This window comes from Halarcobacter ebronensis (assembly GCF_013201825.1).
Taxonomy (GTDB): Bacteria; Campylobacterota; Campylobacteria; order Campylobacterales; family Arcobacteraceae; genus Halarcobacter; species Halarcobacter ebronensis.
On record NZ_CP053836.1, the window covers coordinates 2591886 to 2605890 of the forward strand.

The window sequence follows — 14005 nt, forward strand, 5'->3', positions numbered from 1 at the left end:
GATATAAAATGGGAAAAAATACGATGACATTAACTGATAACAGAACAGGTAAGTCTTTTGAGTATAATATTATTGATGGTACAAGAGGACCAAGTGTTGTAGATATTAGATCTTTCTACAAAGACTCTGGTATGTTTACATTTGACCCTGGTTACACTTCAACTGCATCTTGTGAATCTAAAATCACATTTATTGATGGTGAGAACTCTGAATTAAGATACAGAGGGATTCCTATTGAAGATTTAGCAGGTAAAAGTTCATACCTTGATGTTTGTTATCTTTTAATGAACGGTAATTTGCCAACTCCTGAACAATCAAAAAACTTTGATTTAGAGATTAGACACAGATCTTTTCTTGATGAAGGTATTTTAAGACTTTTTGATGCACTTCCAGATCATGCTCACCCAATGGCAACAATGGGAGCAGCAACAATGGCACTTGCAACTATTTATAAAGACCACTTAAACCCAAGCAATGAAGATGAGTTTAGAGTTATGAGAAGAAGAATATTGGCAAAAATGCCAACAATTGCTGCTATGGCTTATAGAAACTCTATTGGTGTTCCAATGATCTATCCAGATATAAACAGATATTTTACTGAAAACTTTTTATATATGCTAAGAGCATATCCAGGTGGAAAACTAAAATATCTTGGAAATGGACACAATGATGAGATTAAACAAGTAGAAGTTGATGCTCTTGATGCAATTTTAACACTTCATGCTGACCATGAACAAAATGCTTCAACTACAACTGTTAGAAATGTTGGTTCAACAGAAGCTCACCCTTATGTATCTATTGCATCTGGTATTGCTGCACTTTGGGGATCAGCTCATGGTGGAGCAAATGAGAGAGTTATGGAGCAACTAAAACTAATTGGTGATGTTAAAAATGTTCCAACTTATATTGCAAAAGCAAAAGATAAAAATGATCCATTTAGACTTATGGGATTTGGTCACAGAGTTTATAAAAACAGAGACCCAAGAGCGCAAGAGCTTAAAAAACTTCAAGACAAACTAAGAGAAGAGTTACATTTAGATTCACATCTATTAGATATCGCTGCTGCTGTTGAAAAAGCTGCATTAAGTGATGATTACTTTGTATCAAGAGGTTTATATCCAAATATTGACTTCTATTCAGGAGTAATTTTAACAGCTCTTAAAATACCAATTGAGATGTTTACACCAATTTTCGTAATCGGAAGAATTCCAGGGTGGATCTCTCAATGGACAGAATTAAAACAAGACCCAACTGCAAAAATTGCAAGACCTAGACAATTATATACAGGTAAATAAAATAATAGCGGTTAATTAAAAGGAGATTACACGATATGAGTGAAGTTGTCAAATTTACGGTGGATGGGGCAGAAATTGAAGCTAAAAAGGGAAGTCTATTAATAGACTCTCTTTTAGATAGAGATATCCATATTCCCCACTTTTGTTATCACCAAGCATTAGGAAAAGATGGAAACTGTAGGATGTGTATGGTTGAAATCGAAGGTCAAAAAAGACCTCAAATTGCGTGTGATACTCCTGTAAAAGAGGGAATGATAGTTAGAACAAAAGGTGAAAAGATTGAGAAAGTTAGACGAGAAATTTTAGAACTTGAACTAATCAACCACCCTATTGACTGTCCTACCTGTGACCAAGCAGGAGAGTGTAAACTACAAGACTACTATATGGAGTCTGGATTTTATCACTCAAGAATTGAAGTTGAACAAAAAGTTACTGCTAGAAAAAGAATAGAACTTGGAAGCAATGTAATGCTTGACCAAGAGAGATGTGTCCTTTGTACTAGATGTGTAAGATTTTGTTCAGATATTACAAAAACAAATGAGTTAGGTGTTATAAATAGAGCAGATCACTCTGTAATTGGAACTTTCCCAGGACGACCACTATCTAACCCATATGCTATGAATGTTGTGGATTTATGCCCTGTTGGAGCTTTAACTTCACAAGATTTTAGATTTAAACAAAGGGTGTGGTTTTTAGATTCATTTGATGCAATCTGTAATGGTTGTGCAAGGGGATGTAATATCAGAGTTGATCATAGAAAAGAGAAATATAAAGATGACCAAATCTTTAGATTCAAACCAAGAGTTAATAAAGAGGTTAATGGATGGTTTATTTGTGATGAGGGAAGATTATCATATAAAAATGAAGCTGAAAATAGATTTGAAAAAACTTTAATGGATGGGAAAGAAGCACTTTTAGATAATGCAATTACAAAATCATTTAAAGTGTTAACACAAAAAGATAAAATTGTGTTTATTTTAGATCCAAATCTCTCAATTGAAGAGATGCAAAATGCTAAAAACTTAGCTTCTATTTTAAATGCAGATGTTACAGGATATGCACCACAATATATAGATGAAAGTTTTGGGGATGATTTCTTAAGAAAAAGTGACAAGTGTGCAAATAGAGCTGCATATAAAGAGCTTGAAATTGATGAAAATGAAGAGAACTTTAAAAAATTAATAGAAGAGGCAAACACTTTAGTTATTTTAGGAAATAACTATTTTGATAAACATTTAGAATCACTTGATAATAAAAAAGTAATAAGCTTTTTCTCTCATAATTTTGAAACTATCTCAAAATCTGCTGTAGCAATACCTGTTGCATCATTTTATGAGAAGAGTGGAACTTATATAAACTTTGAGGGAATTAAACAAAAAGTAATATCAAAAATAAGAAAAGATTCTCCAAAAGAGACAATAACTTCAATTATAGAACATATAAAAACTATGATAGATAAAGGTAATCTATGAGTGTAGCTGAAATAGTTATTATAATAATAAATATTCTTCTTGCTGTAACCCTATCAGTTGGTACAACTCCTGTTATGGTTTGGTGGGAGAGAAGAGTGGCTGGTTTTATTCAAGATAGAACTGGGCCAAATAGGGCTGATATTGGTGGGATTAGACTTGGTGGTTTAATCCAAGCAATAGCAGATATGTTAAAACTTGTCTTTAAAGAGGACTTTACTCCTGCACATATCAAGTTCAAATTTTTATATACAATAGCTCCAGCAATTGTATTTATCTGTTCGTTTTTAACAATGGGTGTTATCCCTTTTGCAGATAATATAACTGTTGATGGGAATACTTATATGATGCAAGCTATTCCAACAACTCTTGGAATTATGTGGTTTTTAGCATTTGCAGGGCTCTCTGTATTTGGTATTATTTTAGGTGGATATTCATCTGAAAATAAATATGGACTTTTAGGTGGAATTAGGGCTTCAGCACAAGTTATCTCTTATGAAGCGGCTATGGCTCTTTCAGTTATCTCAATTTTATTAACTTATGGTTCTATAAACTTAAATGATATGGTTCAAGCTCAAGGAGATACTTTTTGGGGAATAATACCTGCATGGGGACTATTTATGCAACCACTTGCTGCTCTAATATTTGTAGTAACTGCATTTGCAGAGTCAAATAGAACTCCTTTTGATATAGCAGAAGGTGAATCAGAAATTGTTGCAGGTTATCATACTGAATACTCTGCAATGAGATTTGGTCTTTTCCAAGTTGGTGAATATGCAGCAATGTCAGCATCATCAGCAATTATTGTAACTTTATTTTTAGGTGGATATCAAATCCCTTGGATGGATACACAAACAATCCAAGGAAATATCAATTATGTACTAATTGCACTAATAATTCTTTTCCCTATAAAAGCATTTTTCTTTACTAAATGGATGAATAGAAATTATAATTGGTTAGATAAAAATGATAAAAGAGAAAAAGAAAAAAATATTCTTATTAGAGGATTCTGGGGTATTGCCGTTATAGTTTCACTAGCTTTAATTGCTTTAATTGCAACAGGTCTTGGTGAAAATGGTGTAAATATAGCAACAACAGTTATTCAAGTTGTAGTATTTGTAGGTAAATTTTTATTTATGAACTTTGTATTCATCTGGATTAGATGGACTCTATTAAGATTTAGATATGACCAACTACAAATGCTTGGATGGAAAGTACTTATTCCATTATCAATATTAAATATTGTAATAACTGCAATTATTGTAGTAGCAACAGGAAGTTAATATGGGAATTAAAATAGTAGAAAGACACGGAAAGTCTTTAAAAGATAAACTATATATACCAGCAATTGTTGGTGGTATGAAGACTACATTTTCTCACTTTAAAAAGAATTTAGGTGATGTATCAAACTTAAGAACGATGCAATATCCTGAAGTACAACCTACAGATATTACTGATAGATACAGAGGTGTACATAGACTTACAAAGTGGGAAGATGGAAGTGAAAAGTGTGTTGCATGTTATATGTGTGCAACAGCTTGTCCTGCTCAATGTATCTTTATAGATGCAGAAGAGAGATTTGATGGAGTTGCTGAAAAAAGACCAAAACAGTTTAAAATTGACCTTTTAGAGTGTGTATTTTGTGGATATTGTGTTGAGGCTTGTCCTTGTGATGCAATTAGAATGGATACTGGAATTTTTAGCTTCACTGCAAGTAAAAGAGAAGATTTTGTAGTAGATAAAGATCGACTTATGTCTCATGAGCGTTCAAAGGATTTTGATAATGAATGAAATAATTTTTATAGGACTTAGTTTTTTTGCAATAACAGGTGCTATTGCAATGTTAGTGTACAAAAATCCTATGTACTCTGCATTAGGACTACTTGTATCTATTATGTCAGTTGCTGGTCTTTTTGCCTTGTTAAATGCAACTTTTTTATTTATGGTACAAATTATTGTTTACGCTGGTGCAATTATGACACTAATTCTCTTTTTACTTATGTTTCTTAATATTAAAGAGGAACACCTTCCTAAAGAGCCTAAAAAGTTCTTTTTGATTGGTCTTGGTGTGCTTATTATGATTCCATTTAACATTGTAATTTTGAAAGCGGTTTCAAATTTACCAAATGCAAATATGAGTGTAGTTGAGAGTAGTTTTGGTGATATTAAACCAATAGGAACGCTACTATATAATGATTGGATTTTGGCATTTGAGTTAATCTCTATTCTTCTTTTAGTTGCTTTAGTTGGTTCAATTGTTTTAGCAAAAAGAAAAAAAATCAATAAGGAAAACTCATGATTAGTTTAACATCATACGCTTTTGTCTCTATGATTCTTTTCTCAATTGGAGTTATAGGTGTAATTGCAAGAAGAAATATATTTGTAATCTATATGTCTATTGAGTTGATGTTAAACGGAGTTAACCTTTTCCTTATAACATTTGCTAGATACCATTTTAATATGGATCCACAAATTATTACAATTATGGTTATATCGATTGCTGCAGCGGAAGCAGCGATATTCTTATCAGTTATCATTTTATTATTTAGATCAAAAAGATCTCTTGATACAGATATTTTTACAACCCTAACACAAGGAGAGAAATAATGGTTGATACTTCACTTCTTGTATGGATTGTTTTAGCTCCATTACTTGGTGCTATATTAAATGGTGGATTCTATTTCTACCATATAAAAAGAAAGCCTGTTCCTGAAATAGTTTTCTCAATAATTGGAACAATGACTCCACTTATTGCTTTTTTAATAACACTATGTCTATTTTTAGATATGCTTAATGGTAATACAACTTTTAGACAAGAGCTTTTTACTTGGGTTAATATTGGAAGTCTAAATATCTCAATGGCATTTTTAGGAGACCATTTAGCAATTTTTATGTCATTGTTTGTAACTTTTGTTGGTTGGTTAATCCATATTTATGCAATTGGTTATATGACAAAAGATGAAGGTTTTGGTAAGTTTTTTGCATACTTCAACCTATTCTTAGCTTCAATGCTTATTTTAGTTTTAGCAGATAACCCAGTAATTTTATTTATTGGGTGGGAAGGGGTTGGACTTTGTTCATATTTACTAATTGCCTTTTATTACTCTGAAGAGGAGAATGTTCTTGCAGGTAATAAAGCTTTTATAGCAAATAGAGTTGGAGACTTTGGATTTATTTTAGGTATTGTTACCCTATTCTTTGCTTTAGGTGGAGTTGATTTAAGTTTTGGTTCTCTTGAAACAAATATCTCAAATGCTTCAACATCACTTTTAGCACTATCAGGGTTTTTACTATTTGTTGGGGCTATGGGTAAATCTGCACAGATTCCACTTTATGTTTGGCTTCCTGATGCAATGGCAGGACCAACACCAATCTCTGCTTTAATTCATGCTGCAACGATGGTAACAGCAGGGGTTTATATGGTATCTAGATTTCACTTCTTATATAGTGGAATTGAAGAGATTGGAACATTTATAGCTTATATTGGTGCATTTTCTGCCCTATTTGCAGCTATTATTGCTACAAGACAACAAGATATTAAAAAGATTCTTGCATATTCAACAATGTCACAACTTGGGTATATGTTTATAGCTGTTGGACTTGGATTTTATAGTTCAGGACTGTTTCATGTATTAACTCACGCTTTCTTTAAAGCTATGTTATTCATGGGAGCTGGAGGTATGATTATTGCCCTACACCATGAGCAAAATATCTTTAAAATGGCTCAACACAGAGTTCAACTTCCAATCATAGGGATTACCTTTTTAATTGGTGTAATTGCTATCTCTGGTATTCCACCATTTTCTGGATTCTTTTCAAAAGATGCAATTTTAGCTGCAGCTTTCCAAGAGGGTCAATATGGAATTTGGGCAATTGGAATGTTTACAGCATTTTTAACAGCATTTTATATGTTTAGAATGTATTTTATTCTATTTGTTGCACCAAATAAACATACTAAACACTATGTGTATACTTCAAAAACAATTACTCTTCCATTACTAATTTTAGCAGTTGGAGCAGTTGGGGCTGGTTTTCTAAACCTTCCAGGTGCACTTGGAGGAGAACATATGGTTGACACTTGGTTAGCTCAAACTAACTCAACACAAGTTCATATGTCTCATACAACAGAGTATATACTAATGGTTGTATCAGTTCTTATTGCAGCTTCTGGTATTGTTGTAGCATACAAAAAGTATGCAAACTTTGATGTTTATGCTCCAGAAGACGAAAAAGGTTTAATAGCAAACAAATTTTATATTGATGAAATCTATGACGCAGTTTTTGTAAAAAGTGCTAAAAAAATCTCATCTTTTATTGACAAAACAATTGATATGAAAATTATCGATGGACTTATTATGAGTGGTTGTAATCAGTTTATTGCCTTAGGTAAAAAAGTTGCAACAATTCAAAATGCAAATGTTAGATTCTATGCAGGATTTATGCTTATTGGTATGAGCTGCGTATTTATCTATCTATATATTTCTTTAGGATTGTAATATGAGTGCAGATATATTATCGTTTATTATCTTTTTACCAGCAATAGTTGGCTTTGGTTTAATGATTACAACAAAACATGTAGAGACTGTAAGAAACATAGCTTTCTTAACTACTACAGTTATACTAGCACTTGTTCTTAAAATCTATATTGACTTTGAACCAAGTTCTGGAATGCAGTTTGTTACAAATGTGCCTTGGATTGGTTCATATGGTATTAACTACTATATAGGTGTTGATGGTTTTTCTCTTACAATTTTAATGATGATCGCTATATTAATTCCAACTGCTTACCTTCTTTTATGGGAAGGAAGAACAAAAGGTTACTGGATAAATATGCTTTTAGTTCAAACAGGTGTAACTGGAGCTTTATTATCTTTAGATGTAATTTTGTTTTATTTCTTTTGGGAAGTTATGCTTTTACCAGTTTTCTTAATGATTGGTATTTATGGATTTGGTGAAAAAGTATTTACAACTATTAAAGTTACAGTATATACAATGCTTGGATCATTACTTATGTTTGTGGCTATTTTATACCTTGGTGTTAGTTACTTTAATGAGTTTGGACAATGGTCATTTCAATATGACTCTCTAACTCAAATTACAACACTAAGTTATAATGAAAAAATTTGGTTATTTTTAGCATTTCTTTCAGCATTTGCTATTAAAATTCCAATTTTTCCACTTCATACTTGGATTATGGAAACATATAAAAATGCCCCTACAGGTGCAGTATTTTTACTATCATCAATAATGGCAAAACTTGGGGTTTACGCAATTGTTAGATTTATGATTCCAATTTTCCCTGATATTTATGTAGAGTTCTCTACTTGGTTTGTATTTATTGGACTATTTGGTCTTATATATTTTGGTGTAGCTGCACTAATGCAAGATGATATTAAAAGAATGTTTGCATACTCTTCAGCTTCACACTTAAGTTTTATAGCTGCTGGTATCTTCTCTCTAAATGAGTTTGGTATTAATGGAGCTTTATATTTAATTATTGCTCACGCAATTGCAACAGGGGCACTATTCTTACTTGTTGGTATTATCCATGATGAAACTGGATTTAAAACAATCAAAGATTTAGGAGGACTTGCAAAACAGTCTCCAATTTTTACAACTATTTTTGCAATTATGCTTTTTGCAAATGTGGGACTTCCTGGAACAAATGGATTTGTGTCTGAACTTCTTATAATTTTTGGGATTTATGAATTTAATCATACATTAGGTTATATCTCAGCTCTAACAGTTATTATTGGAGCTTCATATATGTTATGGATGTTCCAAAGAGCAATTTTAGTTAAAAGAACTTCTGGAGAAGATCTTAAATTTAGAGATTTAAAAATCAAAGAGATTCTAGGTTTAACTCCTTGGATTATCTTAGTATTTTTAATGGGTATATATCCAGAAATTTTCATAGATAAATTTGAACCAACTGTTACCCACTACTTAAATGATATTTTACAAATTGGAGCAACAAAATGAGTCAATTTATTCACATATTACCTGTAATAACAGTACTTATAGCAGCTGTTGCTTTGATGTTTATGAGTATGTATACAGACAAATTTTCTGTTAAAACTTATATTGGTGTTTCATCTATAGTATTAGTTGCTGCACTAATATTTGTTTTTATTCCTTTTGGTGAGTCTTTTTCAATAAAACCATACAACTCAGTTTTTAATAATGTTTTAATATTTGATACTTTTTCAAACTTCTTTTATGTTTTACTAATTGGTGGAACACTATTAACTCTTTTAATTGGTGAACACTATTTTCAACATAGAGATTACTTTAAAGGTGAATTTTTCTCAATCTTATTATTTGCACTATTTGGTATGATGATTTTAGCAAATGCAAATGAGCTAATAACTGCTTATATTGCACTTGAAATTGCATCTTTTTCTGTATATATTATGGTTGGTTATAACTCTGAGGATTCAAGAAGAGTTGAAGCTATCTTTAAATATTTAGTTTTAGGTTCATTTATTGGAGCATTCTATCTACTTGGTGTTGTTTTAGTTTATGGAGCTACTCAAACTACAAATTTAACAGAGATTTCTAACTTTATCTCAACAACAAATTTAAGTGATGCACCACTTTTATATATAGGATTAACACTAATTTTATTTACTTTCCTATTTAAAATATCTGCTTTCCCATTCCAACAATGGGTACTAGATGTTTATAGGGGAGCACCTATGATAATTACTGCATTTATGGCATCTACTTTTAAAATTGCAATCTTCTCTTTCTTCTTAAGAGCAATGCTACAAGATCTACAAGCAATTGTAAATTTCTGGGATTCTATAATTTATGTTGTAATTGTCTTAACTCTAGTATTTGGAACATGGTTAGCAGTCTCTCAAAAACTTGTTAAAAGAATGCTTGCAGCTTCATCAATAGTTCATACAGGATACTTACTATTAGGATTTATTGCGATTGGACAAAATATGGATGCAGCATACTCTGTAGTATTTTATCTTATAGCATATCTTTTATCAGCTCTTGGTTCTTTTGGACTTGTTTCACATATAATCTCTGAAACAAAAGTAAGAGTAACCTATGATGATTTTAAAGGTTTAGCTCACGAAAGACCATTTTTAGCTGCAATGATGACGGTATTTATGTTCTCTCTTGCTGGTATCCCTTCAACAATTGGATTTATGGGTAAATTCTATGTATTTACTGAAGCTATACATGCAGGATATATTGCCTTAGCAATCTTAGCAATTATTGCTACTTTTGTATCTGTTTACTACTATTTTAAACTTATAGCTATGATGTATTTCTATCCAACAAAAGGAGAATGTGTATCAAATGACTTTAATGATAAAAGAGTTTCTACTTATGCGATTGCTTTTTTAGCAATTATTACAGTTGTTGGTGGTATTGGTAGTGCAATTGTATTCTTTATACCTGTACTAAATATTGATACTTTAATAAACTTAACTCAGGTTTCAATTCAGTCACTATTTATAAAATAGTGATGTGTTAATATGTAACATATATGCATAATTTTTAAAAATTGTGCATATATGTATGGTTTAGCCAAATTCCCTTAAATGGGCTTTCCATTTTTTAGAATGTACATTGTGTACAAAAATTGTACATAACTTTGATATAATTGGATAAGCCTATATAAGGGGATTTAAGCTATGATTACGTTTAGAATAAATTAAATAAATTTATAATGAAAGGATGTCAAATGAGTGACCTAATAGAAGGTTATTTAGGTAAGACTGTAGAGAGAAAAAAGAGTAGAGTTCCAGCAAAACTTGATTATATTCAAAGTGCAACTGGATTATTTCTAGGTCTTTTTATGTGGGGACATATGTTATTTGTTTCATCAATTTTAGTTAGCAAAGATTTTATGTATACAATTACAAAATTCTTTGAAGCAAGCTTTATTTTTGATGGTGGAGAGCCAATTATTGTTTCTGCAATTGTACTATTTGTATTTATTGTATTTATAGTTCACGCAGCAATGGGAATGAGAAAACTTCCTTCTAATTTTAAACAATACCAAGTAATTAAAGCACATGCGGATAGTATGGGGCATGAAGATACAAAACTTTGGTTTATTCAAGCCTTTACAGGTTTTGCAATGTTTTTCTTAGGTTCTGTTCACCTATATATTATGATGACAAATGCAGATACAATTGGACCTTATGGTAGTGCAGATAGAGTTTGGTCAGCATGGATGTGGCCTCTTTATATCCTTTTATTATTAGCTGTTGAATTCCATGGAACAATTGGTCTATATAGACTTGCAGTAAAATGGGGATGGTTTGACGGAAGTGATCCAAAAGCAACAAGAAAAAAATTAAAAATGTATAAAAAAGCATTAACTTGGTTTTTCCTAATTCTTGGATTTGCTACACTTGCAGCTTATATGAAAATTGGTTATGAACATAAACAAGCTGGCAAAGTTGGTGAAAGATATACTCCAACAGCACAAATTATGATGGATTATAATATTAATAGTGGGAGAGTTGCATAATGAAGATTAATTACTGTGATGCATTAGTTATTGGTGGAGGATTAGCAGGACTTAGAGCTGCTGTTGCTACACAAAAAAAAGGTCTTAGTACAATCGTTTTATCACTTGTTCCTGTTAAAAGATCACACAGTGCTGCTGCACAAGGTGGGATGCAAGCCTCTTTAGGTAACGCTAAAATGAGTGATGGTGATAATGAAGATTTACACTTTGCAGATACTGTAAAAGGTTCAGACTGGGGATGTGACCAAGAGGTTGCAAGAATGTTCGTTACAACTGCTCCAAAAGCTATTAGAGAGTTAGCATCTTGGGGTGTGCCTTGGTCTAGGGTAAAAGCTGGAACACATGAAGCAGTTATCAATGCTAAAAAAACAACTATTACTGAAGATGAAGATAGACATGGTCTAATCACTTCAAGAGATTTTGGTGGAACAAAAAAATGGAGAACATGTTATACAGCTGATGCAACTGGGCATACAATGCTATTTGGTGTTGCAAATGAAGCTTTAAAACATGATGTTGATATTAGAGATAGAAAAGAAGCAATCTCTATTATACATGAGAATGGAAGATGCTTTGGTGCAGTTGTAAGAGATCTTATCACTGGTGAACTTGAAGCTTATGTTGCAAAAGGAACTTGTATAGCTACAGGTGGATATGGAAGAATCTTTAAACAAACAACAAACGCAGTTATCTGTGAAGGTATTGGAGCTGCAATTGCTCTTGAAACTGGAGTTGCAACACTATCAAATATGGAAGCTGTACAATTTCACCCAACACCAATCGTACCATCAGGAATTCTATTAACTGAAGGTTGTAGAGGTGACGGTGGAGTATTAAGAGATGTTGATGGACATAGATTTATGCCAGATTATGAGCCAGAGAAAAAAGAATTAGCTTCTAGAGACGTTGTTTCAAGAAGAATGATTGAACATATTAGAAATGGAAAAGGTGTTCCTTCACCTTATGGTTTCCACGTATGGTTAGATATCTCTATTTTAGGTAGAGAACATATTGAAAGAAACTTAAGAGATGTTCAAGAGATTTGTCAAATTTTCAACGGTATAGATCCAGCAGATGAGGGTCCAAAAGGTTGGGCTCCAGTTCTTCCAATGCAACACTACTCTATGGGTGGTATTAGAACGAAACCAACTGGTGAATCTACAAGACTATCTGGTCTATTTGCTTGTGGTGAAGCTGCTTGTTGGGATATGCATGGATTTAACAGACTTGGAGGAAACTCAGTTTCTGAAACTGTTGTTGCTGGTATGATTATTGGTAACTACTTTGCAGACTACTGTTTAGCAAATGATGTTACTATTCCTACATCAACTATTCAAAGATTTGTTGATGAACAAGATCAGTACCTAAACGAGATTTTAGCTTACAATGGGAAAGAAGATATTTTCAAAATCAAAAATAGAATGAAAGCTCTAATGGATGAAAAAGTTGGTATTTTTAGAACTGGTGGTCCATTAGCTGAAGCAGTTGAAGAGTTAAAAGAGTTACTACAAAAAACAAAACATATCACTGTAAAATCTAAAGAGAGAGCTGGTAACCCAGAACTTGAAGAGGCTTATAGAGTTCCAAAAATGTTAAAAATTGCACTTTGTGTAGCTAAAGGAGCAAGGGACAGAACTGAAAGTAGAGGGGCACACTATAGAGAAGATTTCTTAAAAAGAGATGATGCTAACTGGATGAAAAGAACCCTTTGTACTTGGCCAAATAAAGATGATATTGAACCAACATTAGAATATGCTGATTTAGATATTATGAAAATGGAGATGCCACCAGCATTTAGAGGATATGGGGCAAAAGGTATGATTATCGAAAATGAACTATCTGCAACTAGACAAAATGAAGTTGATTCTATTAGAGAAAAAATGGAAGCTGAAGGTAAAGATAGATTTGAGATTCAAGAGGCACTTATGCATTTTGATTTGCCTATGAATTATAAAGAGAAAAATGAAAGAGCAGGAGATAAGTAATGAGTACACAAAAAGGTAGAGAAATTACAATTAGAGTACTTAAATTTAATCCAAGAAGTAAGGTGTCAAAACCTCACTATGTAGAGTACAAATTAGAAGAGACTCCAGGTATGACTCTTTTTATTGCATTAACATACATTAGAGAAAATCTAGATGCAGATTTATCTTTTGACTTCGTTTGTAGAGCGGGTATTTGTGGTAGCTGTGGAATGGTTGTAAATGGGAAACCTACACTTGCTTGTAGAACACTTATAGCAAACTACCCAGATGGAGTTTTAACACTACTTCCAATGCCAGCATTTGAACTAATCAAAGATTTATCAGTAAATACTGGTAAATGGATGGATGGAATGAGTAAAAGAGTTGAGTCTTGGATTATTTCTGATCATCAAGTTGATATCTCAAAACTTGAAGATAGAATTGACCCAGATGTAGCAAATGATACATTTGAACTTGATAGATGTATTGAGTGTGGTATCTGTGTTGCTTCTTGTGGTACTATGCTTATGAGACCAAACTTTGTTGGTCCTGTTGGATTAAATAGAGTTGCAAGATTTGAAATTGACCCACATGATAAAAGAACAGCGGATGATTTCTATGAATTAATTGGTGATGATGATGGAATTTTTGGTTGTATGTCACTTATGGCTTGTGAAGACCATTGTCCAAAACATTTACCACTACAAAATAAGATTGCTTACTTAAGAAGAAAACTAGTAGCACTTAGATAGATATAAGAGGGTTTTCCCTCTTATA

At 32.3% G+C, this 14005-nt stretch carries 12 protein-coding genes; all 12 read left to right on the top strand.

The genetic code is table 11. From position 1 onward, the window contains the following. The first annotated feature begins 8 nt into the window (after positions 1 to 8). A complete protein-coding gene (locus AEBR_RS12820) occupies positions 9 to 1295 on the top strand; it encodes a citrate synthase (RefSeq protein ID WP_129088378.1) in 1287 nt (428 codons plus the stop codon). Between the two features lie 35 nt (positions 1296 to 1330). Beyond that, positions 1331 to 2767, top strand: coding sequence for an NADH-quinone oxidoreductase subunit G (locus AEBR_RS12825; RefSeq protein WP_129088377.1), 1437 nt, complete (start codon positions 1331 to 1333; stop codon positions 2765 to 2767). Further along, complete coding sequence (locus tag AEBR_RS12830) at positions 2764 to 4047, top strand: complex I subunit 1/NuoH family protein (RefSeq protein ID WP_129088376.1); 1284 nt, start codon at positions 2764 to 2766, stop codon at positions 4045 to 4047. Before AEBR_RS12825 ends, AEBR_RS12830 begins: the two co-directional genes overlap by 4 nt. A gap of 1 nt (position 4048) precedes the next feature. Next, entirely contained in the window at positions 4049 to 4555 is a 507-nt protein-coding gene (locus AEBR_RS12835; RefSeq protein ID WP_129088375.1) for a NuoI/complex I 23 kDa subunit family protein, read from the top strand. Beyond that, positions 4548 to 5063: an NADH-quinone oxidoreductase subunit J family protein gene (locus tag AEBR_RS12840; RefSeq protein ID WP_129088374.1), complete on the top strand. Its 516-nt coding sequence runs from the start codon at positions 4548 to 4550 to the stop codon at positions 5061 to 5063. The genes AEBR_RS12835 and AEBR_RS12840 overlap by 8 nt, the downstream gene beginning before the upstream one ends. Beyond that, positions 5060 to 5371 (top strand): NADH-quinone oxidoreductase subunit NuoK, encoded by a 312-nt coding sequence (nuoK, locus tag AEBR_RS12845; protein ID WP_128983416.1) that lies wholly within the window; start codon positions 5060 to 5062, stop codon positions 5369 to 5371. The genes AEBR_RS12840 and nuoK overlap by 4 nt, the downstream gene beginning before the upstream one ends. Beyond that, positions 5371 to 7260, top strand: a complete 1890-nt coding sequence (gene nuoL, locus AEBR_RS12850) for an NADH-quinone oxidoreductase subunit L (RefSeq protein WP_129088373.1) — start codon at positions 5371 to 5373, stop codon at positions 7258 to 7260. The genes nuoK and nuoL overlap by 1 nt, the downstream gene beginning before the upstream one ends. Position 7261: 1 nt before the next feature. Next, complete coding sequence (locus AEBR_RS12855; RefSeq protein ID WP_129088372.1) at positions 7262 to 8746, top strand: complex I subunit 4 family protein; 1485 nt, start codon at positions 7262 to 7264, stop codon at positions 8744 to 8746. Next, positions 8743 to 10248 (top strand): NADH-quinone oxidoreductase subunit N, encoded by a 1506-nt coding sequence (locus tag AEBR_RS12860; protein ID WP_172658904.1) that lies wholly within the window; start codon positions 8743 to 8745, stop codon positions 10246 to 10248. The genes AEBR_RS12855 and AEBR_RS12860 overlap by 4 nt, the downstream gene beginning before the upstream one ends. A 221-nt stretch (positions 10249 to 10469) precedes the next feature. After that, on the top strand, positions 10470 to 11264 hold the full coding sequence (locus AEBR_RS12865) for a fumarate reductase cytochrome b subunit (protein WP_129088370.1): 795 nt from the start codon (positions 10470 to 10472) through the stop codon (positions 11262 to 11264). After that, the gene (locus AEBR_RS12870) at positions 11264 to 13249 is read left to right on the top strand and encodes a fumarate reductase flavoprotein subunit (RefSeq protein WP_129088369.1); all 1986 of its coding nucleotides are present in this window, start codon (positions 11264 to 11266) and stop codon (positions 13247 to 13249) included. The genes AEBR_RS12865 and AEBR_RS12870 overlap by 1 nt, the downstream gene beginning before the upstream one ends. After that, entirely contained in the window at positions 13249 to 13980 is a 732-nt protein-coding gene (locus AEBR_RS12875; RefSeq protein ID WP_129088368.1) for a fumarate reductase iron-sulfur subunit, read from the top strand. Before AEBR_RS12870 ends, AEBR_RS12875 begins: the two co-directional genes overlap by 1 nt. The last annotated feature ends 25 nt before the right edge of the window (positions 13981 to 14005 follow it).

What these genes read in the sequence shown, in the direction of transcription:
- AEBR_RS12825 (WP_129088377.1), top strand. Translation starts at nt 1,331, where the DNA reads ATGAGTGAAGTTGTCAAATTTACGGTGGATGGGGCAGAAATTGAAGCT.
- AEBR_RS12835 (WP_129088375.1), top strand. Translation starts at nt 4,049, where the DNA reads ATGGGAATTAAAATAGTAGAAAGACACGGAAAGTCTTTAAAAGATAAA.
- AEBR_RS12840 (WP_129088374.1), top strand. Translation starts at nt 4,548, where the DNA reads ATGAATGAAATAATTTTTATAGGACTTAGTTTTTTTGCAATAACAGGT.
- AEBR_RS12860 (WP_172658904.1), top strand. Translation starts at nt 8,743, where the DNA reads ATGAGTCAATTTATTCACATATTACCTGTAATAACAGTACTTATAGCA.
- AEBR_RS12875 (WP_129088368.1), top strand. Translation starts at nt 13,249, where the DNA reads ATGAGTACACAAAAAGGTAGAGAAATTACAATTAGAGTACTTAAATTT.
- nuoL (WP_129088373.1), top strand. Translation starts at nt 5,371, where the DNA reads ATGGTTGATACTTCACTTCTTGTATGGATTGTTTTAGCTCCATTACTT.
- AEBR_RS12870 (WP_129088369.1), top strand. Translation starts at nt 11,264, where the DNA reads ATGAAGATTAATTACTGTGATGCATTAGTTATTGGTGGAGGATTAGCA.
- AEBR_RS12855 (WP_129088372.1), top strand. Translation starts at nt 7,262, where the DNA reads ATGAGTGCAGATATATTATCGTTTATTATCTTTTTACCAGCAATAGTT.
- AEBR_RS12830 (WP_129088376.1), top strand. Translation starts at nt 2,764, where the DNA reads ATGAGTGTAGCTGAAATAGTTATTATAATAATAAATATTCTTCTTGCT.
- nuoK (WP_128983416.1), top strand. Translation starts at nt 5,060, where the DNA reads ATGATTAGTTTAACATCATACGCTTTTGTCTCTATGATTCTTTTCTCA.
- AEBR_RS12865 (WP_129088370.1), top strand. Translation starts at nt 10,470, where the DNA reads ATGAGTGACCTAATAGAAGGTTATTTAGGTAAGACTGTAGAGAGAAAA.
- AEBR_RS12820 (WP_129088378.1), top strand. Translation starts at nt 9, where the DNA reads ATGGGAAAAAATACGATGACATTAACTGATAACAGAACAGGTAAGTCT.